The organism is Rhodococcus sp. 05-2254-6 (genome assembly GCF_002258565.1).
Classification (GTDB): Bacteria; Actinomycetota; Actinomycetes; order Mycobacteriales; family Mycobacteriaceae; genus Rhodococcoides.
In genome coordinates this window covers 1-21,531 of the sequence record NZ_NOZF01000092.1, presented here as the reverse complement: position 1 = coordinate 21,531, position 21,531 = coordinate 1, and the positions used below count along the sequence as shown (strand labels likewise).

The 21,531-nt window shown below is 64.4% G+C and carries 24 protein-coding genes and 2 pseudogenes; 11 read left to right on the top strand and 15 right to left on the bottom strand.

The window, feature by feature from the left end:
• Positions 1-12 precede the first annotated feature (12 nt).
• Complete coding sequence (locus tag CH256_RS28565; RefSeq protein ID WP_306438713.1) at positions 13-771, top strand: MspA family porin; 759 nt, start codon at positions 13-15, stop codon at positions 769-771.
• Positions 772-1,067: 296 nt separating this feature from the next.
• On the opposite strand, the gene CH256_RS11185 is transcribed toward CH256_RS28565, so the two are convergent.
• The 6 genes from CH256_RS11185 to CH256_RS11160 all read right to left on the bottom strand — a co-directional run bounded on the left by CH256_RS11185 (position 1,068) and on the right by CH256_RS11160 (position 6,311).
• On the bottom strand, positions 1,068-1,271 hold the full coding sequence (locus tag CH256_RS11185; RefSeq protein WP_094669620.1) for a hypothetical protein: 204 nt from the start codon (positions 1,269-1,271) through the stop codon (positions 1,068-1,070).
• A gap of 8 nt (positions 1,272-1,279) precedes the next feature.
• Positions 1,280-1,777 (bottom strand): MogA/MoaB family molybdenum cofactor biosynthesis protein, encoded by a 498-nt coding sequence (locus tag CH256_RS11180; protein WP_037191958.1) that lies wholly within the window; start codon positions 1,775-1,777, stop codon positions 1,280-1,282.
• An 89-nt stretch (positions 1,778-1,866) separates the two neighbouring features.
• Positions 1,867-3,402 (bottom strand): trypsin-like peptidase domain-containing protein, encoded by a 1,536-nt coding sequence (locus CH256_RS11175; protein WP_094669619.1) that lies wholly within the window; start codon positions 3,400-3,402, stop codon positions 1,867-1,869.
• 101 nt (positions 3,403-3,503) lie between these two features.
• Complete coding sequence (locus CH256_RS11170) at positions 3,504-4,955, bottom strand: HAMP domain-containing sensor histidine kinase (protein ID WP_094669618.1); 1,452 nt, start codon at positions 4,953-4,955, stop codon at positions 3,504-3,506.
• On the bottom strand, positions 4,955-5,641 hold the full coding sequence (locus tag CH256_RS11165; protein ID WP_032395747.1) for a response regulator transcription factor: 687 nt from the start codon (positions 5,639-5,641) through the stop codon (positions 4,955-4,957). The genes CH256_RS11170 and CH256_RS11165 overlap by 1 nt, the downstream gene beginning before the upstream one ends.
• 55 nt (positions 5,642-5,696) lie before the next feature.
• Positions 5,697-6,311, bottom strand: a complete 615-nt coding sequence (locus CH256_RS11160) for a trimeric intracellular cation channel family protein (protein ID WP_094669617.1) — start codon at positions 6,309-6,311, stop codon at positions 5,697-5,699.
• A 112-nt stretch (positions 6,312-6,423) separates the two neighbouring features.
• Here CH256_RS11160 and CH256_RS11155 point away from each other — a divergent pair, with 112 nt between their 5' ends.
• Complete coding sequence (locus CH256_RS11155) at positions 6,424-6,705, top strand: PASTA domain-containing protein (RefSeq protein WP_068049732.1); 282 nt, start codon at positions 6,424-6,426, stop codon at positions 6,703-6,705.
• Between the two features lie 109 nt (positions 6,706-6,814).
• Positions 6,815-7,831: a magnesium and cobalt transport protein CorA gene (locus tag CH256_RS11150; protein ID WP_068049738.1), complete on the top strand. Its 1,017-nt coding sequence runs from the start codon at positions 6,815-6,817 to the stop codon at positions 7,829-7,831.
• A 63-nt stretch (positions 7,832-7,894) separates the two neighbouring features.
• Here the strand turns inward: CH256_RS11150 and CH256_RS11145 are convergent, their stop codons facing one another.
• The 5 genes from CH256_RS11145 to mrf form a co-directional block, all read right to left on the bottom strand.
• Positions 7,895-9,613: a metallophosphoesterase family protein gene (locus CH256_RS11145; RefSeq protein WP_094669616.1), complete on the bottom strand. Its 1,719-nt coding sequence runs from the start codon at positions 9,611-9,613 to the stop codon at positions 7,895-7,897.
• Between the two features lie 230 nt (positions 9,614-9,843).
• The gene (locus CH256_RS11140; protein ID WP_094639543.1) at positions 9,844-10,902 is read right to left on the bottom strand and encodes a VIT1/CCC1 transporter family protein; all 1,059 of its coding nucleotides are present in this window, start codon (positions 10,900-10,902) and stop codon (positions 9,844-9,846) included.
• Positions 10,903-10,928: 26 nt separating this feature from the next.
• On the bottom strand, positions 10,929-11,096 hold the full coding sequence (rpmF, locus tag CH256_RS11135) for a 50S ribosomal protein L32 (RefSeq protein ID WP_094639542.1): 168 nt from the start codon (positions 11,094-11,096) through the stop codon (positions 10,929-10,931).
• A 3-nt stretch (positions 11,097-11,099) separates the two neighbouring features.
• Positions 11,100-11,360, bottom strand: a complete 261-nt coding sequence (locus CH256_RS11130; RefSeq protein WP_094639541.1) for a type B 50S ribosomal protein L31 — start codon at positions 11,358-11,360, stop codon at positions 11,100-11,102.
• Positions 11,357-12,589 (bottom strand): ribosome hibernation factor-recruiting GTPase MRF, encoded by a 1,233-nt coding sequence (gene mrf / locus CH256_RS11125; protein WP_094639806.1) that lies wholly within the window; start codon positions 12,587-12,589, stop codon positions 11,357-11,359. The genes CH256_RS11130 and mrf overlap by 4 nt, the downstream gene beginning before the upstream one ends.
• A 137-nt stretch (positions 12,590-12,726) precedes the next feature.
• On the opposite strand from mrf, the gene rpmB reads away from it, so the two are divergent.
• From rpmB to CH256_RS11090, 7 genes are all read left to right on the top strand, one after another.
• On the top strand, positions 12,727-12,963 hold the full coding sequence (gene rpmB / locus CH256_RS11120; RefSeq protein ID WP_032404320.1) for a 50S ribosomal protein L28: 237 nt from the start codon (positions 12,727-12,729) through the stop codon (positions 12,961-12,963).
• A complete protein-coding gene (gene rpmG, locus CH256_RS11115) occupies positions 12,960-13,130 on the top strand; it encodes a 50S ribosomal protein L33 (RefSeq protein ID WP_170944568.1) in 171 nt (56 codons plus the stop codon). Before rpmB ends, rpmG begins: the two co-directional genes overlap by 4 nt.
• Before the next feature lie 2 nt (positions 13,131-13,132).
• A complete protein-coding gene (gene rpsN, locus CH256_RS11110) occupies positions 13,133-13,438 on the top strand; it encodes a 30S ribosomal protein S14 (protein ID WP_068050178.1) in 306 nt (101 codons plus the stop codon).
• 16 nt (positions 13,439-13,454) lie between these two features.
• The gene (rpsR, locus tag CH256_RS11105; RefSeq protein ID WP_008719028.1) at positions 13,455-13,709 is read left to right on the top strand and encodes a 30S ribosomal protein S18; all 255 of its coding nucleotides are present in this window, start codon (positions 13,455-13,457) and stop codon (positions 13,707-13,709) included.
• A gap of 85 nt (positions 13,710-13,794) precedes the next feature.
• Positions 13,795-14,721 carry an AEC family transporter gene (locus tag CH256_RS11100; RefSeq protein ID WP_094639540.1) on the top strand — a complete coding sequence of 309 codons (927 nt, stop codon included), beginning with the start codon at positions 13,795-13,797 and terminating at the stop codon, positions 14,719-14,721.
• Between the two features lie 46 nt (positions 14,722-14,767).
• Positions 14,768-15,232 carry a hypothetical protein gene (locus tag CH256_RS11095; RefSeq protein ID WP_068050174.1) on the top strand — a complete coding sequence of 155 codons (465 nt, stop codon included), beginning with the start codon at positions 14,768-14,770 and terminating at the stop codon, positions 15,230-15,232.
• Between the two features lie 25 nt (positions 15,233-15,257).
• On the top strand, positions 15,258-15,848 hold the full coding sequence (locus tag CH256_RS11090) for a DUF1707 SHOCT-like domain-containing protein (RefSeq protein WP_094639539.1): 591 nt from the start codon (positions 15,258-15,260) through the stop codon (positions 15,846-15,848).
• Here CH256_RS11090 and CH256_RS11085 read toward each other — a convergent pair.
• The 4 genes and pseudogenes from CH256_RS11085 to purH (CH256_RS11070) all read right to left on the bottom strand — a co-directional run.
• Positions 15,829-17,775 (bottom strand): vWA domain-containing protein, encoded by a 1,947-nt coding sequence (locus CH256_RS11085; RefSeq protein ID WP_094639538.1) that lies wholly within the window; start codon positions 17,773-17,775, stop codon positions 15,829-15,831. The genes CH256_RS11090 and CH256_RS11085 overlap by 20 nt on opposite strands.
• The gene (locus CH256_RS11080; protein WP_094639537.1) at positions 17,775-19,160 is read right to left on the bottom strand and encodes an ATP-binding protein; all 1,386 of its coding nucleotides are present in this window, start codon (positions 19,158-19,160) and stop codon (positions 17,775-17,777) included. The genes CH256_RS11085 and CH256_RS11080 overlap by 1 nt, the downstream gene beginning before the upstream one ends.
• Positions 19,161-19,276: 116 nt before the next feature.
• Positions 19,277-20,005, bottom strand: coding sequence for an endonuclease domain-containing protein (locus CH256_RS28060; protein WP_230596304.1), 729 nt, complete (start codon positions 20,003-20,005; stop codon positions 19,277-19,279).
• 290 nt (positions 20,006-20,295) lie between these two features.
• Positions 20,296-21,168 (bottom strand): annotated as a pseudogene (gene purH, locus CH256_RS11070) (bifunctional phosphoribosylaminoimidazolecarboxamide formyltransferase/IMP cyclohydrolase); the annotation flags it as partial.
• Here purH (CH256_RS11070) and purH (CH256_RS11065) point away from each other — a divergent pair.
• Positions 21,161-21,531, top strand: a pseudogene (gene purH, locus CH256_RS11065) (bifunctional phosphoribosylaminoimidazolecarboxamide formyltransferase/IMP cyclohydrolase); the annotation flags it as partial. The pseudogenes purH (CH256_RS11070) and purH (CH256_RS11065) sit on opposite strands and share 8 nt — an antisense overlap.

Genomic DNA, 21,531 nt, shown 5'->3' with positions numbered 1-21,531 from the left:
GAGGCCGGCGTCGTGCTCGGTACCGGAACCGCTTCAGCCGCTGTCGACAGCTCCAACTCGATCGTCGACGCCGACGGCAACACCGTCACGGTGACGCTGTCCGACACCTTCATCAACGGTGTCGCTCCGCTCGACGGCAACCCGCTCACTCGTGAGTGGTTCGCCAACGGCCGCGCATCCTACGACGTCCAGGGCCCCTCGGCCGACGACTTCGAGGGCACCCTCAAGATCGGTTACCAGATCGGCTACCCGATGAGCCTCAACGGTGGCGTCGAGGTCTCCTGGTCCTCGCCTTCGGCTGAGTTCAACCTCGGTTCGGGCAACGAGTCCAGCGTCACCGTGACGGTGTTGCCGTCGGCGTCGACGATCGAGTTGGAGCTGTCGACAGCGGCTGAAGCGGTTCCGGTACCGAGCACCAGGCCGACTACCGAAGCGCCGGCAGCAACTGCAACGCTCATGGACTTGAGTCCCCGGCTGCGCCGCGACTTCTGGATCTCCGTCATTTATTCCTCATCATGTTCAGTCCCAGCGCGGTGTCGCACGGGGAAGCTTGTGGCTTTCACCCTCGAACTAGATCGGACGCAACGATGCGTACGAGCCCGAGCCGGATGGAGCCGTGAAGGCCACATCCTCGATCCTGCAGTCCCGTGGTTGAGGGCGCGGTACCGGTCGGTCCCACGCCCTCGTTGTCGGAAGCTGAGGGGAACATTAGAGGAGATGCCTGATCGTGACAATCCCTACGGTTGCGAGCGGAATGTTGCTGTCGCGTGATGTGTTTCGGCGGCGTGAACAACTTTCACACCCGAATTGGTGGTAACCCGCGTCACACCATCTCTCGATGACGCCAAACCGTTACACACCGGATCGCTGAGTAAAACTGCCCTGATATGGGCCGACGGCGATCTGAGCCTGACCGATACGGGCAAATCGTCGTACTTGCGAGCAATCGAAACGGGCGAAAATCATCCCCGCACACGGAGTCGACGCCCCGCTCGGCCGCTAACGACAGGTAAACGAGTGACTAACAAGTCTGTGATTCCGGACCGTAAAATGTGTCGTGGATCACATCAGGAGTAATGAGGTGGTCGCTGTTGCTTCAACCATTCGTCCGAGGACGGGCCGCCGGATTCGGTGCCCGCACCGTCGCTTCGCTCGTCTCCGGTCGTCTCCGGCAGAACTTCACCGAAGATGCGAGCGAGCCGGGCCCGTTCTGCTCGGGCCCGGCTCGCGTCGTCTTCGGCCGATCGATCGTCGTTCGGCTTTTCGCTCATCGGTATCGCTATGCGTCCAATCCGGACAGCTCGGCGATGACCTGACTCGCCAGCGGCGTCAGCGTCGCCATTCCGTCGCGAATCGCAGCCCGCGACGAGGCCAGGTTGACCACCAACGTGCTTCCGGATACACCGACCAGTCCACGGGACAGACCGGCGTCCAGCGAACCGGCCGCCAGTCCCGACGATCGCAGCGCCTCGCTGATACCCGGAATCTCGCGGTCGAGCACCTCCGCGGTGACGTCGGGAGTGACATCGCGCGGCGAGACACCCGTGCCACCGATGGAGACCACCAGGTCGACACCGCCGATCACCGCGGTGTTGAGTGCGTTCCGCACATCCACCTCGTCTGCCGTCACCGCGACGACGCCGTCGACGAGGAAACCTGCCTCGGTCAGCAGTTCCGTGACGAGCGGGCCCTTCGAGTCCTTCTCGGTGCTGTGCGCTGTTCGGTCGTCCACGATGACGACCAACGCGCGCCCTGCCAGTGGTGCGTCGAGTTCCATACCGCTCACCGTAGTAGTAAGGCCTCCACCCGGCTCACGCTGTGCGTAAATCGTTGCAACCGTTCCGTGCCTGCCTGGTTCTCGTAACATCAGCGACCGCCCGGGAACGACGGAACCTGGAAGGGCAGTTGCTGTTCTTGCTGTTGCGTCTGAGTCTGGGCCGGGGCGGGCTCCGCGGTACCGAGCGTCACCGTGGCCGTCTTCTCGCTGCCACCCTCGTTGTAGGTGACGGTGACGGAGTCTCCCGGAGCGTGCGAGCGCACCGCGGCGATCAACGCGTCACCGCTCGAGATGACGCGGTCGTCGAGCTTGGTGATCACGGCACCCGTCGGGATGCCTGCCGATGCGGCGGGGCCACCCTCGGTGACCTCGACGACGGTTGCGCCGTTGGCGTCGTCCTGCGACGGCACCTGCACCCCGATCATCGCCTGGGTGGCCTTGCCTGTGGTGGTCAGCTCGTCGGCGATGCGCTTGGCCTGATCCACCGGGATGGCGAACCCGAGCCCGATGGATCCGCTCTGAGCTCCGGATCCCTGGCTGCCGCCGATCGTGGCGATCGCAGTGTTGATACCGATCAGCTGTCCGTCGGTGTTGACCAGCGCGCCGCCGGAATTACCCGGGTTGATCGCAGCGTCGGTCTGGATGGCGTCGATCACCGAGTTCTGGTTGCCGGACTCCCCCGAAGTGGACACCGGCCGGTTCAGAGAGGACACGATGCCCGTGGTGACCGTTCCCGCGAGGCCGAGCGGAGAGCCGATCGCGACAACCTGCTGACCCACTTCGAGGTTCGACGACGAACCCAGCTCGATGGGCGTCAGGTTCGTCTTGCCCTCGGCCTTGATGACGGCCATGTCCGAGACCGAGTCGGCACCGACGATCGTCGCGTCGGCCACCGATCCGTCGGAGAACGCGACGGTGAGTTTGCCGTTGGCACCCGCGCCCGTCGCCACGTGGTTGTTGGTGAGGATCAAGCCGTCGCTGCTGAGGATGACGCCCGAGCCCTCGCCTTCCTCCTGCGAACCCGTCACCTGGATCTGCACCACGCTCGGCAGGACCTTGTTCGCGACGGCCTGAACGGAACCGTCGGGGAAATTGGCGGCCGGCTCTGCGGCGGTGACGGTGGAGTTCAACGAGTTGGTCACTCCCCCGCCGCCGTTGGCGTTGTTGGTCGCGATGGCACCGACTGCGCCGCCGATTCCGCCGCCGACCAGTACGAGGGCGATGGCACCGGCCACCAGCGCAGAACGACCCGAGCGAGTCTTCACCGCGGCAGGCGCAGAGTTGGATTGCGGTGCAACGTGTTGCGGCTGGGCGTGGGTGTGCTGGGCGGTCCGTGGGTCGCCCTGCTGACCGTACGGCCCGTAGCCGGGCTGGTAGGGGTTCTGTCCGTAGCCGGCGTACTGCTGCGGATAACCCTGCTGTGGGGGTTGCGAGCCGGCGTGCTGGGGATTTACCTGCTGGGGGTTTACCTGCTGGGTCGGGTGCTGCTGGGTCGGGTGCTGCTGGGTCGGGTGCTGCTGGGTGGGGTAGCTCTGCTCGTCGCCGCGCGAAGCCCGGTCCGCCGGATGCTGCTCGCCACCGGCACCCTGTCCGGTCTGTTCGGATTCGTTACGGTCGTCGCTCATCGTTGTTGCTTCCTTCAGTAGAGACCTCGTCGTAGAAGTCCGCCCGCCTTCTTGCTACTCACTGTGCAGGGCGGTACTGAGAGGTCGCTGAGATCCGGCTATCAGTTTGCCGAGAGTGTCGTGGGATCAGGAGCACCCTCACCGGGCAACACGATTCGAATGAGGGCACCGCCGCGCTCGGACACCTCGACCCCGATGGTGCCGCCGTGCTTGACGACCACCTGTCGCACGATGGCAAGGCCCAGGCCACTTCCGGGCATGGAGCGTGATGCCGTGGAGCGATAGAAGCGCTCGAACACCAACTCACGATCTTCCTCGGGAATGCCCGGTCCTGCGTCGTCCACCGTCAACTCGAGCAGACCCTCGCCGATCTGCCGCATGGCGATTCGCACCTCACCGCCGCTCGGGCTCCACTTCGCTGCATTGTCGAGCACGTTCAGCACGGCCCTCGACAGGCCCGCTTGATCGCCGTAGACGAACCACGGCATCAGCGTCGCATCGAAGTCGATCTCGTTGCGACGGCGGCGTGCTCGCTCGAGACTGCGTTCGACGGCATCGGCCAGGTCGACTCGCTCGAACACCGTCTCCGGCGCATCCTCGCGCGCCAGATCGACCAGATCACCCACCAGGGTGGACAATTCCTGGATCTGCGCGACCACGTCGGTTCGGAGCTCGGCCATGTCCTCGTCCGGGATGGACGGGGCTCCGGGGCGTCCGGCCGCGATCAGCAACTCCATGTTGGTCCGCAGCGAGGTCAACGGAGTCCGCAGTTCGTGGCCGGCGTCGGCGACCAATCTGCTCTGCCTGCCTCGAGATTCGGCGAGCGCGCGGAGCATCGTGTTGAAACTCTCTGTCAGACGCGCCAATTCGTCGTCACCGGTCACCGGAATCGGCGTCAGATCGTCGGTGCGCGCCACTCGTTCGGCGGCAGCCGTCAACCGGGCGATCGGACGTAAACCAGTGCGGCCCACGGCCATACCTGCTCCAGCAGCCAGCACCACTCCGCACGCACCGACGATCAACAGCACCCACGCCAGACGGTCGAGTACTTGTCCGGTCGGCAGCAGTCTCTGTGCGACGACGAGAGTGCTGCCGTCCTTGGTGCGTAGCGCGAGCACCCGCTGATCGTCGAGTGTGCGCAGAGACGATTCCTGTTGTCCGCTCACGACAGCGAGTTCGGCATCGCCGATCGGCACCTTGGGCCCGGGCGGGTTGTAGCTGGACATGTCCGGGTAGATCAGGGCCACACTCACATCGGTGCTGTACAGCGTGGCTCCGGCAACGAAGCGCGGGTCGTAGGACACCAGAGTCGACTCCGCCAACGCGGTTGCGCGAGAACGCAACTGAGTGTCCACATCGCCGTACAGCGCCCGCGAGACAACCGTGTACGCGGCAATGGCCATGACAGCCACCGCAATTGCGACGACGGAGGCCGCGAGCAACGTCACCCGCCACCGCAGCGACACCGACCGTGTCAGGGGCATCGGTGGTCGCATCCCCGTCGGCGACGAGCCGACACCGTCGGTCGACTTGCGCCCGAACGAAGCGACCATCACGGAGGCGTCTCGCGCAGGACGTAACCCACACCGCGAACGGTGTGGATCAGCCGCGACTCCCCCTCCGCCTCGGTCTTGCGCCGCAGGTAACCGACGTACACCTCGAGGGCGTTGCCCGACGTCGGGAAGTCGTAACCCCACACTTCCTCGAGGATGCGACTCCTGGTGAGCACCCGTCGCGGATTCGTCATCAGCATCTCGAGCAACGAGAACTCGGTCCGGGTGAGGCTGATCGAGCGTTCGGCGCGCGAGACCTCACGGGTCACCGGGTCCAACGACAGGTCCGCGAACGTCATGGTCTCCGAGTCGATGCCCGCTTCCATCGCGGTACGCCGAAGCAGTGCACGCAGTCGAGCCAACAGCTCCTCGAGCGCGAACGGCTTGGGCAGGTAGTCGTCGGCACCGGCATCGAGGCCTGCGACGCGCTCGGACACCGAGTCCCGGGCCGTCAACACGAGAATCGGCAGGTCGTCGCCGACACTGCGCAATCGACGACACACCTCGAGGCCGTCGAGCCGAGGCATCATCACGTCGAGCACCAGGGCGTCGGGACGCGCCGCTGCAACCTGCTCGAGCGCGTCGAGACCGTCGACCGCCAGGTCCACGGTGTACCCGTTGAACGTCAGCGACCTGCGCAGCGACTCACGCACTGCTCGATCGTCGTCGACCACCAATATCCGCATCCGTACAGTTTGTCCTGGTCGACTGAGATATGTCTGAGAGGGGTGCCCAATCCGGCTACGGAGTGGGTAGGTGCTTGGCCAGCGGGAGGTTCCACTTTCGCCACAGCGCGAGCAGACGCAACCCCGTCGCGAGCAGTGTTCCCACGATCAGACCCACGTTCTCCGGCAGACTCACAGCGTCGGCCAACACGACAGCCGACGCACCGAGCAGAGCCGGCAGCGCATAGAGGTCCCGATGCAGCAGCAGCGGAACTTCGTTGACCAGAACGTCTCGGATCACGCCGCCCGCCACGGCCGTCGTCGTGCCGATGAGAGCTCCGGCCAACGCGCTACCGCCCGAAGCCAAGGCAATCGTCGCGCCGGTCGATGCGAACAGGCCCATGCCGAACGCGTCGAGCACCAGAACTCCGCGTCTCACCTTGCCCATCTGTCGATGCGCGACGAACACGACCAGCGAGGCGAGGAAGCCGACGGTGAGGTTCGGCCACGTGTCCAGGGACGTCGGCGGGTGGATGCCGAGCAGCAGATCACGAATGATGCCACCGCCGATGCCCGTCGTGATTCCGACGACGCACACCCCGAACAGATCCAACCGGCGATGTACTCCGATCAACGCACCGGAGGCCGCGAAGGCCGCGATACCGATCAATCCGAGCACGTCGAGAAGCATCGGACCAGCATGTCACGGCGCTGACAGGGATCTGACAGCAACATCCGAGGCCAGCCCCAGCATCGGGGAGCACCTTCGAGTTGTAACCGATGTCAACCCCCAGGAGCACCTCATGCGTATTGGATTCAAGAAAACCATCGCCACAGTCGCAGCGGCGGGAGCACTTGCACTCGGTGGCGGCGCGGTCGCCCAAGCCTCCACGGATCGGGCCACGATCCCCGATGTGGCCGGCAGCTCCGAAAGCGCAGCCTTGGAGGCACTCTCGGATGCCGGTTTCACCAACGTGAGTGTCAACTACGACCGACCCGACGCCATCGTCCTCGGAACCAGCTTTCAAGCAGGGGCCAAGGTCAACGAAAACGCGTCCATCCTGGTGATCGTCGGACGCGACTAGCTCGCCCGCACCGTCCCGTCGTAACCGGCGGCGGGACTGTCCGCGTTGCGGTTGCAAGCGATAGTCTCGGTGCGCAGCAGAATTTCGCAGAACCGAGGTGAACGAACAAGTGCCGATCATCGACAATGCCGTCTACGTGAACGGAAAACGCACTGCCAATCCCGAGAGCCTCGATATCACCTTCGAGGTCATGCGGGAGCGGCACGGAATGGCATGGATCGGGTTGTACCGACCCGAGGTCGCCGAAATCATGTCTGTGGCAGACGAGTTCGGCCTGCATCGGCTCGCCGTCGAGGACGCCATCGCAGCCCACCAGCGGCCGAAACTGGAACGGTACACCGAGCAGCTGTTCGTCGTTCTCCGGCCCGCGCGATACGTCGACGAGACCGAAAAGGTCGAATTCGGCGAATTGCACATCTTTCTCGGTCCGGATTTCGTCGTCACCATTCGCCACGCCGAATCCCCCGACCTGGCGATGGTGCGGAAGCGCCTCGAAGGATCTCCCGAACTGATCGAACTCGGACCCGAGGCGATCCTCTACGGCATCCTCGATCAAGTGGTCGACGAGTACGTCCCGGTGGTGACCGGACTGCAGAACGACATCGACGAGATCGAGGATCAGCTGTTCACCGGCGACCCGTCGGTCTCGCGTCGAATCTACTCACTGCTCCGTGAAGTGTCCGAATTCGACCGTGCTGCAAAGCCACTCGTCGAGATGATCGAATCGCTCAAGCGAGGGTCGGACAAGTACAACGTGGACGTTGAACTGCAACGCTACCTGCGCGACGTGCACGATCACGCGATCCGCGTCTCCGACCGCATCGAGTCCTTCCGATCCAACCTGCAGAATGCGTTGACCGTGCACTCGACCATCGTCGCGCAGCAGCAGAACGAAGAGATGCGCAACATGACCGAAGCCAGCCTGGAGCAGAACGAACAGGTCAAGCGCATCTCGTCATGGGGTGCAATTCTTTTCGCACCCTCCTTGATCGCCGCAATCTACGGTATGAACTTCGACGACATGCCGGAATTGAAGTGGCAACTCGGCTACCCGATGGCACTGCTCGCCATGGCGATCTGCTCGACTGCACTGTTCGTGGTGTTCAAGCGTCAGAAATGGTTGTAGAGCGGCTCCGCCGCATGTGAGTGAAACTTCGTAGCAGGGGTCGAAGTTTCACTCACAAGGGTGTCAGGACGAACCGAACCTCGGGCCGATCGGGATGTCGCGGGTGAAGGTCAACCTGTCGAACTCGTTGCCGTATTCGTCGATGGCACCGATCGTCATTCTGCTGGCCGTGATGCCCGGAATGCCCGGCACCACATCGACTCTGACGAACGAGTAGTTCAGGAATCGCACCCTCGACCAGGTGATGGATTCGGCCGACTTCGTGCCGTCCGGTGCCCAGACGTAGCTGTTGGGAACTGCGGTGTCGGGCAACTCGTTGCCGCGGTAGCTCACGCCCTCGCCGTCCTGGAACGTGTAGCGGGGACGACCACCACCGCCGACGGTGTAATACACGGTGCCGTCGGTCTTTCCGTCGACCGTGGCGTTGTCACCGGCGACCCGCGTCGCGCGATTGCCACGGATCGGATCGGTGCGCTCGAAGACGTGATTGTGGGCCTGGAGCACCACATCCACCTCGTAACGGTCGAACAGCGCAACCCATGCGTCGCGCACGCCGCCGTCGCTCGCATGCGTCGACGTGGTCGAATACGCACAGTGGTGGAAGAAGCAGACGATGAAGTCGATGTTCGGATCGGCACGGTACCTCGCCAATGTCTGCTCCACCCAGGTGTTCTGGGCTCCACCGCTGTACCCGGCATTGGCCTTGATCTCGTAGCTGACGTCGTTCGCGTCGAGCGAGAGCACCGCGGTGTTGCCGTAGACGAACGAGTACGCCGACGGGCAGCCCTTGGGCCCGTTGCTCGGCTGATCCAACCGCGCCGCATGGCCGCCGTATCCGTTGGGGCTGTACAGCGCTTCCATGTCGTGGTTGCCGGTGGCGAACAACCATGGCGCGGTCGACGCACTGGCTTCGATCGCCTGGAAATAGCCGTCCCAGACGAAGGGGTTGAACTTGTCGAATCCCTTCGGCGGCGCCTGTCCGTGCTTCGCGAATTGCGGGGGCAGACCGGCACCCGACGGGTCCGCATAAGCGATGTCACCGGCGAGGATGTGGAAGTCCGGGTGCGAGGCCTCGATCTGCCGATTGATGTTGCGCGCGTGCTTGACCGACGGTTCGTTGTCGGCCTTGTAGTACTGGTCGTCGTAGTCGCCGGCCACCAAACCTGCTGGCTGCGATGGAGTTTCGTCGACACCCTGATCGCCCATCATCGTGAACCTGAACGGTGCGATGCGGCCCGACGGCAGCGCCGGGGATGCGCTGCGAATATCGCTCACGAAGCCGTCGGCGGTGCGCCAGCGGTAGTAATGAGGCAACTTCGGCGTCAGATTATCGACGGGAACATGCACGTAGTACTGCTCTGCCGACAGAATTCCGCCGTCGGTCTGCGGTACCTGGCTGATCAGGTTGCGCACCTCGGCAGAGGTCGTCGCGCCCAGCGCCGGCGTGGGGCCGTGGTCGAGAAAGACTCCGGTGAGCCCGGGGTTCCGAGAAAGCTGAGCGGAGAACCGCAACTGCGTCGCCGGGTCGTTTCCGAAGCCCATGTGCCGACCGGCCACAGCCAGTGGAGCGTCCTGCGCATAGGCGGTGCGTGCGAACACCGAATTCCCGACGCCTACCGCGGCGGCCGTTGCGGCTGCTCCCACCAGGAAGTTTCGGCGACTGACCGGGTGCCGCCGCAGGAACGACCGATGCCAATCGTGCTGCTCGGCCATGGTCATGTTCTCGGCGAGCGTGCCCGGGATACCGGTCGCGACGGTCTCGCCTGCGGGATTGAGCGTCATGACTCGATCGTGGCGGTGACGCCCGCTCTATCCGTTAACCAAGCGAAGCACTTGAGTGAACAGTACGAGAACACCGATGCACAACGGGACGAACGAGGACAATCCCGTCGTGCATGGAAACTCGTGACACTTCGAGAGGTGGTGGGACTGAATGCACAGAGGTGTGCTGTGATGACGGGATCCCGTCGCTGGGGACCGATAGTGTGCAAACCTGCCCACATCGCCGGGACCTACACTCCCCCACCGAATGCGAGTCCCAGTAGATACGTCGCCCCAGCCGCGCCGTAGCCGATGGCCAGTTGGCGCAGAGCGCGTTTGACTGGTGGCCCACCGCTGAGCAGTCCCACCACCAAGCCGGTACAGATCAATGCGATTCCGACGAGGACGGCGGCAACGGCAAGTGCCACATAACCTTCGAGGCCGAACAGATACGGCAGCACCGGGATGACGGCACCGGAGGCGAAGAAGCAGAAACTGGCCCCGGCGGCACCGAGGCCGGTTCCGATGGACTCGTGCTGATCGACGTCGGGGGCCATCTCGTCGGCAGGTAGTACTCGCAGCACTTCGGCGGCTTTGGCGTCGGCTTCCTCGTGGGTCATGCCCCGCGCCCGGTAGACCAGCGCCAGTTCGTTGGCGTCGACGTCGAGGTGTTGGACGGCATCGCGCGCGGCACTGTCCGGGGACGACGCCTCGAGCAGTTCCCGTTGCGAGCGGACCGAGACGTACTCGCCCGCGCCCATCGACAGCGCGCCGGCGAGCAGTCCTGCCAGTCCTGTGACGAGAACGATCTGCTTGGACACACCGGATCCGCTGATACCGAGCACCAGAGCCAGGTTGCTCACCAAGCCGTCGTTGGCACCGAACACTGCGGCCCGGAACGTGCCGGACAGTCGATTGCGACCGCGAGCTGCCAGCGCCCTGATCACCTCGGCATGGATCTGCTCGTCGGCCGTCATGGCGTCGGTGGCATCGGAGTCGGTGGCATACGGAGAGCGCGTTTCGGCGCGCTGCGCCAATGCGAGCACGAACACCGACCCGAACCGACGCGCCAGCACACCGAGGATGCGGGTGCGGATGTCGCCCTTGAGCGGCATGCCGACCCGCTCGCCCAGCAGGTTTCGCCAATGCTGCTCGTGGCGGCCCTCTGCATCGGCGAGTGCGAGCAATATCTCGCGTTCCTCGCCGACGCGTCGACCTGCCAGATCGCGATAGACGGCAGCCTCGGCCCGCTCGTCGGCGAGATACTGCCGCCACCGCTTCACATCTCGCGCACTGGGTCCGTCGTTCATGAAAGTGAAGATAGACCCGTGGAGGGTCAGCTCGGGTCGTACACCCCGGTCTGTACTGCTTTGACCAATCTCCGTGGCACTCGGAACTCTCGACCTTGGAACCGCACGGCCACCAGATCGGGAGCAACGGCTTTCCACTGCGCACGACGGCTCCTGGTGTTCGAGCGCGACATCTTTCTCTTCGGAACAGCCATGATTCAGGCGTCCTTTCGGCTTCGTCGACCGTAACGCTTCTCGAATTTCTCGACGCGTCCCTGCGTGTCCATCACGCGGGCGGCTCCGGTCCAGAAGGGGTGCGATTCGGACGAGACGTCGACGACGATCAGCGGGTAGGTGTTGCCGTCTTCCCATTCGGTCTCGCGCGCGGACGTGACGGTGGACCTGGTGAGAAACCTGTTACCGGTGCTCGAATCCTGGAACACGACCGGGTGGTAGTCGGGGTGGATGCCTGGTTTCATTCTGTAGCCTCTCGTGATTGTTCTGCGTACGGGGATTCACTGCTGTCGCAGGGGTCTTCGTGCCACTGGCCGAACGGATCGGTCCAGCCGGACCAGGCCGAGGGGTCCGTCATCTCGTCGTCGGATACCAACGCCCACTGCAGGGTTCGGTCGATCTCGGTGGGGTCGGCCTCGTGCACGAGGACCACCAGAGAGGTGTCACGGTCGCCGAACGTCTCGTCCCATCGCAGCGCCGCCATTGCCCGACGGGTGGCGTCGACGCGGTCCTGTTGCTCCGGTTCCATTGCGGCAAGCCACTTTCCGGCGCTCGCAACACGAAGACCGCCGCCTGCCGATTCGATCCACAGCGCTTCGTCGGGCTGAGTGGCGACCCACGCCCGCCCTCGTGCGGTCACGACGCCGTCGAGCAGCACGTCGATGGCCTCGTGCAATCGCTCGGGATGGAACGGCCGCGTTGCGGTGAACTCGACCAGGGTGACGCCGCAGTCGACGGCCAGCGGCGGCTGACCGCGCAGCAGTGGCGAATGCGCGTCGGTGATCGCGCCGCGACGGGCATCGGCGGGCACGGACGCGAGAAGCGCTGGGGCGTCGACCATTGCGTCCCGGGACACCCAGACGACGGGCGCATTCGGTGCCAGCCGCGCGAGGACGGCAGCAAGCCGGGCCCGCTCCCACGCGTCGACGTCCGGGCCCGCGGTGACGACGAGCGCATCGGCGTAGTCGACCTGCCCCACCACCAACTGCGCGACGGTTCGGTCGTCGTCCCCACTGGCGACGATCCCTCGGTCGGCCATGGCGTCGTCGCCGGTGGCGTCGGCCAGCCAGGTTGCGGCATCGAGGCAGTCGACTACTGCCTCGATGCGGACGTCACGCGAGGCCGGGCCGTCGATCTGCCCGACGACACCCGCCACGACGACGTTGTCCACGGCCCAGCACAGCGCCTCGGGCTCGAGCGCGGGGTCCATGGCGAGCACGATGCGATCGACGTTGCTGCGAGCGGACAGTGCGCGCAGCAGCGGCAGCAGATCCTCCCGAAGCGTGCACGAGACGCATCCGTGCGCCAGCTCCAGAATGGTCTCGCGCGGGTTCTCCCCCAGTACGGAGAGTGTGCGACGCACGACACCTTCGGCGACGCGGCTCAGATCGTGGCGGACCGCTACTGTCCCCGGCGCGAGCAGCGATGTCACGACTGCGTCCATGGCTCCGGTCCAGCCGGAGACGAGGACCATCGGGGTTCGATCGTCCGGTGAGTTGTTCACGAGCACCCTTCTTCTCGACAACGATTGTCATTCTCTGAGGATGCACGCTACATTCGAGATCACGCTTTGTCGAAAACGATTGTCATAATGGAAAGAAAGGAGTGCTCGTGTCCGCGCACTGCCAAGTCACCGGCCGCACCCCCGGCTTCGGAAAATCCGTCTCGCACTCCCACGTGCGAACCAGCCGTAGGTGGGACCCCAACATCCAACGCAAGACGTACTACGCACCCAGCCTCGGCCGACGCGTCACTCTCACGCTCTCGGCCAAGGGCATCAAGACCATCGACCGCGACGGCATCGATGCCGTCGTCGCCAAGATCCGCGCACGTGGGGAGAAGATCTGATGGGCAAGAGCACGGACGTCCGTCCGATCGTCAAGCTGAAGTCGACCGCGGGGACCGGCTACACCTACGTCACTCGCAAGAACCGTCGCAACGATCCCGATCGACTGGTGATGAAGAAGTACGACCCGGTCGTGCGCAAGCACGTCGATTTCCGAGAGGAGCGGTAGCCGTGGCGAAGAAGTCGAAGATCGCCAAGAACGAACAGCGCAAGGTCGTCGTCGCCCGGTGGGCAACCCGTCGCGCCGAGCTCAAGGAGACCATCCGCAGGCCCTCGAGCAGCGACTCCGAGCGCGCACAGGCCCAAGCAGCACTGCAGCGTCTGCCGCGCGATTCGAGTCCGGTACGATTACGCAATCGTGACGCTGCGGATGGACGTCCGCGCGGTTATCTACGGAAATTCGGGCTGTCCCGCGTGAAAATGCGCGAGATGGCTCACCGTGGGGAGCTGCCAGGCGTCCACAAGTCGAGCTGGTAAAGGGAAAAGGTTTCAGATGGCAGTCAAGAGAGCACCGTCGAAGAAGGTCCGCGCAGAGGCAGGCCGTCGACCGAAGAAGAACCCGTTGAACGCCGCCAAGGTCACCACGGTGGACTACAAGGACATCAACCTCCTTCGTCAGTTCATCTCGGACCGCGGCAAGATCCGCAGCCGCCGGGTCACCGGGCTCACCCCGCAGCAGCAGCGCCAGGTCGCTGTTGCAGTGAAGAACGCTCGTGAGATGGCATTGCTGCCGTTCACCAGCCGCTGATCCAAACTTTCGTTCAGAGAGGCCACGTAGCCATTGGCTACGTGGCCTCTCTGTCGTTCCCGATCCAGAGATGAGCAGTCCGTAGATGTCCGGCGTCCTCGAGGGCTTCACCGTCATCTTCGTCGTCATCGCACTGGGTTACCTGCTCGCCCACCTGAAAGTGCTCGGCGAACACGGCCAGTTCGTACTGAGCCGACTCGTGTTCTTCGTCGCGACGCCCGCGCTGCTGTTCGTCACGCTGGCGAACTCGGATCTGTCGGTCATTCTGTCGCCTGTACTGGCCGTAGCCGGCACCACGGCACTGCTCGTCGGCGCCGTCTATTTCGTCATAGCCAAGCTGGCTCTGAAACGAACCGTGCCCGACGCGACCGTCGGCGCACTTGCGAGTTCGTACGTCAACGCCGCCAACCTGGGTATCCCGATTGCCGTCTTCGTGCTCGGCGACGCGAACTTCGTCGCTCCCCTGCTGCTGTTCCAGATCATGGTCTACACCCCGATCGCGGTGACGATTCTCGACGTCTCGACGGAGATAGAGAAGGTCTCGGTGCTCAAGACCGTCACCACACCGTTCCGGAATCCGATCGTGCTGGCCGGCGCTGCAGGACTGGTTCTGTCCATCACCGGCTTCGAGCTGCCCGAGGCGTTGATGCAGCCGTTCCAGCTCGTCGGGAACGCGTCCGTCCCGGGCGCGTTGCTCGCCTTCGGCCTGTCTCTCTACGGTGCCCGAGTGCTCCAGAAGGGCATCAGTCCACGACGGGACGTAGCCCTGGCCACGGTGTTCAAGATGGCACTGCAACCCCTGCTCGGCTACCTCATGGCCCGGTTCGTGTTCGGTCTGGACGGGCACGATCTGTTCGCCATCGTCGTCGTCTCGGCGCTGCCGACCGCACAGAACGTGTTCGTCTTCGCCAGCCGCTACCAGCGCGGGGTGGTACTCGCCCGAGACACTGCGTTCGTGACCACGCTCGTCTCGATCCCCGTCATCGCGCTCGTGACACTCTTCCTCGCATGAGCCGAACACAAAGGTTCTCCTCAGCTCACAGCGCTAGTTTGGTTTCATGAGGTTTCTCGCTGCAGGAGTCATGTTGTGCCTGCTGCTGGTCGGCTGCAGCACCGCCTCCGGCAGCGACGACGAGACGACGCCGACGGTCGGATCCACCACGCCGGTCGGTCTCGCTCAGCAACCCAGCGCACCTCCGGTTCCTCACGAAGTGCCCGTCGGCGACGTGGGCACGATGTTCGAGCCCACCCCCGATCTGATCCGCGCCACCACCACTCCGTTCGAGTCGTGGAGCCAGGTCTCCCCCAACACCATCGCGGTCCACTTCGTCACCGGCACTCCCGAGTGCTACGGAGCCGACGCGTCGGTGACCGAGACCGACACCACCGTCACCATCGAACTGCGTACCGGGACCAAGCCCGACGCCGCCGACAAGTCCTGCATCATGGTGGCCGTCTACGCCACCATGCAGATGACTTTGGCCTCTCCCCTCGGGAGCCGCACCATCCTGAATGCGGCCTGACCCTCACGCAGGTAGGGTCCGGGCGGTGAGCGATCATCTGCCAGACCGAGATCGAAGCCGGATTCGCGCGGCCGATGCGGACCGGAATCTGGTCGCGCAGCTGCTGAGCGACGCCTTCGCAAACGGCCAACTCACCATCACCGAGTACGACGAACGCACGGCAGCGGTGTACCGGGCGAAGACCTACGGCGAACTCGACGTACTGACCGGGGACCTGGTCCTGTCTCCGCCTCCCGCACGTGCGCCATCCGGTGGCTCCGCGAACGACCGCGTGATCGCCATCATGAGCGGTGCGATGCGTAAAGGAGAGTGGACCGCGGCGGCGCGCATCGACGCGTTCGCCTTCTGGGGTGGCATCGAACTCGACCTACGCCGTGCATCGTTCTCCGCCGAGGAAACCACCATCAACTGCGTGGCCATCATGGGCGGCATCGAAGTCACCGTGCCGCCCGGAGTGAGCGTCGAGGTCCGCGGCATGGGGATCATGGGCGGATTCGAGCACGTGAGCGCGGCGCACCCGGGCGCACCGCGCGTGGTCGTCACCGGCTTCGCGTTCTGGGGTGGGGTGTCGGTCGAGATCAAGGACCCCGACAAACTTAGGATCGCCGACGCTTGAGGTAGTCGGTCACCACTGCCGCACCCAATCCGTCCAGATCCGGCGCGATGACCCGTCCACCCACTCGTTCGGCCATCTTGTCGACAACTCTGGCCAGGCCGGGATCGTCACCGAGCCGGAAGATCGTCACCTGCGCACCGAGTTTCGCGACGGTATCGAGCTCCCGCACAGTCAATCCCAGAGTCTTCGACGACGGCGGATAGTCGAAATACGCATGGCCGTCCGGCTCGAGATGAGCAGTCGGCTCACCGTCGGTCACGATCAACACCACCGGCTGTGCGTTGGGATGACGCCGCAGGTGACGTACTGCCAGCATCAGTGCGTGGTGCAGGTTGGTGCCCTGATCGTAGGCACCGTCCAATCCCGCCAGCTCCGACGCCGTCAATGTCTGTGCGTGCCTGCCGAATCCGATCAGCTGCAGATCGTCCCCTCGGAACCTGGTGCTGACCAGATGGTTGAGAGCCAGTGCCGTGCGCTTCATCGGCACCCAGCGGCCGTCCATCACCATCGAGAACGACGTATCGACCAACAATGCAACCGCGGCCTGCGTTCTGGTCTCGGTCTCGCTGATCTCCACATCGGTCACCTGCAGCTGCACCGGAAAGCCCGATCCTGTTGCCGCTGAACGCAGTACCGCATTGTTGACCGTACGGGTCACGTCCCACGGTTCGGTATCGCCGAACTCCCACGCCCGCGATGCTCCCGTCGGCTCGCCCATAGCACCCGCCTTGCGAGTGTCCCGCTCGCCGCCGCGTCGAGACAGCTTTCCTGCGACATCCTTCAGCGCGGACTGCCCCAGCTGACGCATCGCTTTGGGTGACAGACGCCATTGCCCGTCGGCACCCTTGTCCATGAAACCCTGCTGCTGCAGCGCTTTTTCGAGTTCGGCGAGCATTCTGGCATCGGCCGCCGCCTCGGGCCCGAGTTGCTTCAGCAGGGCGTCGGCATCGATGTCGTCCAGTGCGGCACCGTTGTACTGCTGCGAGAGCTGATTTCCCAGGTTCTCGAGATCTGCGATGTCCTGGAGCGCGCCGGTACCGTCGCCGAGTCCCATACCGTTCTCGCCGCGGAAGTTCTGCGAGCCGTCCCAATCCTCACCGGGCCGGGCCTGCTGGAGATTCTGATCGAGTTGATCAAGCTGGTTCAGCAGATTCGAGTCGCCGAAGGCCTGCTGAGCCAACGCATCGAGCTCGGCCCGCTGCTCGGGCGTCAGAGAGTTGCGCAACCGCTGCGCCGCTGCCGCCCGCTGGGCGAGCGAGTCCAACAACTCGTCGACATTCTCGGGGTTCTCCGGAAAATGCTGACCGTGCTTGTCCATGAACTTCTCGAACTGCTCGTCGGTGTCCTCGCCCTTGTTGTGGGCGTCGAGCAATTCGTTGAGGTCCTTCAGCATGTCGCTGATGGCCTGACGGTCCTCCTCGGTGGCACCTTCGAGAGCTTGCTTCATGCCCGCGAAACGCTGATCGAGCATTTCGCGTCCGAGCAGATCCTTGATCTTCTCGTAGTTCTCGCGACCCTCGGACGAACGCCAGTCGTAGTCCGAAAGTTCCTGCACCGCTTGGGCAGTGGACGGAGACAGATCGCCGATCTGCATCTCTTGGAAGCGCGCGTCGTCGTCGAGGGCACGCGCCAACGCCTTGCGCTCCTCGAGCACCGCCTTGTCCAGCAGCTCACGTACTTCCTGCAGCGTGCCGTCGAGGTTGTTCTTCTTCAACAGATCTCGACGACGCTTCGCGGCCTGCGCAGCCAGGTCGTCGAGCCCGCGCATGTTCTTCGTCCCGCGACGCAGCATCTCCTGCAATGCCCGACGCGGTGACGCGCCCTCGAGCACGTCCTCGCCGATCGCGTCGAGCGCCTCGCGCAGATCCACCGGTGGCGCAAGGGGATCCGGACCGTCGTGATACCGCCCGTATCTGGAGCGACGCATCAGCTGTACACCGTCTGACCGTCGTCGTCGGGGTCCTTGGAGATGCGACGCGCCAGGTAGAGGCCCTCGAGAGCGAGTTCGACGGCGGCCGCCTTCTCCCCGTCCGAGGTAGCGTTCAGCCGCTCGTGGATGTCGCCGATGACCTCGACGTCGGGCAGCTCGTCGAGCAGCGCCTTGGCGGTGATGCGGTCGCCGGTGACGATCGGTTCGCCGGTCTCCACTGCCGTCACCAGAGCTGCGAGATTGATGCCGCCGAGGTGTGCTCGAACGGTATCCGCGGTCGCGCGGCGCAGCATGTGTTCGAGCACCTCGATTTCGCGGCCTTCTTCACCGGATTCGAATTCGACCTTGCCGCGCAGCACCTCGATGATGGTGCCGAGATCCACCGGCCGGGCCACGGGCTCGGCCTCCCCCAGGATCGCGGCGCGGTGAACGGCTGCGGCAGCGATGGTTTCGGCTGCGGCGATCGCGAATCGGGCGGAAACGCCGGAGCGCTGGTCCACCGACGGCGACTCGCGCAGCAGTCGGGTGAATCGGGCCAACACCTCGAGCAGATAGGTCGGGACTGCGGCCTGCAGCTCCGCTTCCTGCTCGATGACGGCCACCTCGGCGTCGAGTTCGAGGGGGTAGTGAGTCCTGATCTCGGCTCCGAAACGGTCCTTGAGCGGGGTGATGATGCGTCCGCGATTGGTGTAGTCCTCGGGGTTCGCACTCGCGACCAACATGACGTCGAGCGGCAGACGAAGCGTGTAGCCGCGGACCTGGATGTCGCGCTCCTCCATGACGTTGAGCAACGACACCTGGATGCGCTCGGCAAGGTCGGGGAGCTCGTTGATCGCCACGATGCCGCGGTGGCTACGCGGGACCAGGCCGAAGTGAATGGTTTCCGGGTCGCCGAGGCTGCGGCCCTCGGCCACCTTCACCGGATCGACGTCGCCGACGAGGTCGGCCACCGAGGTATCCGGGGTCGCGAGCTTCTCGGCGTACCGCTCGCTGCGATGCCGCCACTCGACGGGAAGGTCGTCGCCGAGTTCCTTCACCTTCCTGATGCTGGCGGGAGTGATCGGCTCGTATGGATGCTCGCCCAGTTCGGCTCCGGCGATCACCGGCACCCACTCGTCGAGCAACAAATTCAGGGTGCGCAGCAGTCGCGTCTTGCCCTGACCGCGCTCGCCGAGCAGAACCACGTCGTGACCGGCCAGAATCGCGCGCTCGAACTGCGGCAACACCGTCGAGCCGAATCCGACGATCCCCGGCCACGGATCTGTGCCGTCGCGCAATGCCTTCAGAAGATTTTCCCGCAACTCTTCCTTGATCGACCGCTGCCGATGTCCGGATGCCTTGAGTTCGCCGAGAGTGGAGATGCCAGGTTTGGTAGAGGTCACTTCTCCACGCTACGAGCGTTTGCCGAAAGCTGCCATCGAGTCGTCGGTTGTGGTTCCGTCGAGTTCGCACTTATGCCACCTGAACTGGACAAATCGCCCGCATAGGTGCGACCTCGCTACACCGGGGCACCCGCGGCGCGGAGCTTTGCCCGCACGCGTGCCACCACCTCGTGCGGTCGCAGCCGCATCTGCTCGGAATTGACGCGGACGATCTGCCACTCGGCACGATCGAGATCCTCGAACCGCTCGATGTCACGGGTCCGCTGACGCTCGTCGAGCCAGTGGTGAACGCCTTCGTATTCCACCCCCACCCGCCAACGACGCCACCCCATGTCGATGCGTGCCACGAATCTGTTCGAACTGTCACGAATTTCGATTTGAGTCTCGGGCTTCGGGAGCCCCGCCTCGACCAGAAGCAATCTGGTGCGCGTCTCTTGTGGCGACTCTGCACCGCAGTCGACGACATCGAGCGCACCGAACAGGCGCCGGATGCCTCGGGTGCCCGGTCGCTGCAGCGCATACGCACGTATGGCTTCCCCGTCGACGCAGGTTGCGGCGAGTAGTGAGTCGAGAAAGACCACCGACAGCGGCGACGGCACCCAGCGACCGATATCGAATCCGGTGCGCACGGGTGTGGACACCGCGAATCCCTGAGCGATCATGACGTCGTCGGTATCGAACGCGTCGTGGTGGATTCGGAGCCCGGGCAACTGGTGCGATCTCCCGGTCGCCAACACACTCGGAGGAGTACTCGGGTCGATCCACTTCGCGCCGTGGACTGCCGCCGCGGAGACCCCTGCAATCACGGCACCATCGCCGACGCAGATCGATGCGGCGATAGCCATTGTTCGCGCATCGACAATGGTCCCGTCGCAGACATACGTGTCGCGAAAGACCCTCACATATTTGCGACTCAGCTCGTGCCTGCTGAGAGCGCCCGAGCGTATTGCCTGCGAACCCCGAAACGGTCCGCCCTGAATCCCCATGGCTCAACCCTGGCAGGGTCGACACCTCGAAAAGGGCCCGCTCAGCGATCTGTGGATTACTTTTCATCCATCCACAGATTGTCGAGTTCGCAGTTATGCGGCCGAAAGTGAGGTATGTGGTTGCATAACTTCGAGCTCGGCGTCAGGCACTAGTGCGCGAAGTGTCGCGATCCCGTCAGATACAGCGTCACGCCTGCATCCTGCGCCGCGGCGATCACTTCGTTGTCGCGTACCGAACCACCCGGCTGCACAACGGCTTTGACGCCTGCGGTCATCAGTACCTGCAAACCGTCGGGGAACGGGAAGAAGGCATCGGAGGACGCCACCGAGCCGACGACGCGATCCCCGGCTCGCTGAACGGCGAGGTGGGCGGCATCGACGCGGTTGACCTGGCCCATTCCGACGCCGACCGACGCACCGTCGTGGGCGAGCAGGATCGCGTTGGACTTCACGGCCCTACCTGCGCGCCAGGCGAATTCGAGATCCTTCAGGGTCTGCTCGTCGGCAGGCTCGCCGGCAGCGAGGGTCCAGTTGGCAGGATTGTCGCCGTCTGCGTCGAGAACGTCGCGCTGCTGCAGCAGTGCGCCGCCGGAGATCGGCTTGAGTTCGACGCCCGAGGTGGACGGCGCCTCCGCCAGCAGCACACGAATGTTCTTCTTGCGCTGCAGCACTCCGAGAGCACCGTCGGCGTAGGACGGCGCGATGATGACCTCGGTGAAGATCTCGGCCACCTGCTCGGCCATCTCGACGGTGACCTCGCGGTTGGCTGCGATGACGCCGCCGTAAGCACTCACCGGATCGCACGCGTGGGCCTTGCGGTGCGCCTCGGCGATGTCGTTGCCGACAGCGATACCGCACGGGTTGGCATGCTTGATGATCGCGACGGTGGGGTCGGCATGATCGAACGCCGCCCGCCACGCTGCATCGGAATCGGTGAAGTTGTTGTACGACATCTCTTTACCGTGCAGCTGCTCCGCCCGCGCGATGCCGGAGCTTGCAGGATCGACGTAGAGCGCCGCAGCCAAGAATCACCCCTCGGTTGCCGTGGTGGTCGACCCGGCCCGCTACGAGGACGTGCTCACGGCCGTGGCCGGTGGCGGATTCACCCTCGCCGAGCGGACTTCCCTTGCGGCACAGGCTTTTCAGCACACGGCCGCCTACGACGTCGCGGTGGCGTCGTGGATGAGCAATGTGCTGACCCCCGATACCGAATCGTCGTTTCCAGAATGGATCGGCGGAACCTGGGATCGCTCGGCCGTGCTTCGCTACGGCGAGAACCCGCACCAGGCTGCGGCGCTCTACGTCGATCCTGCAAGCTCCGGCATCGCGCGGGCGGAGCAGCTGCACGGTAAAGAGATGTCGTACAACAACTTCACCGATTCCGA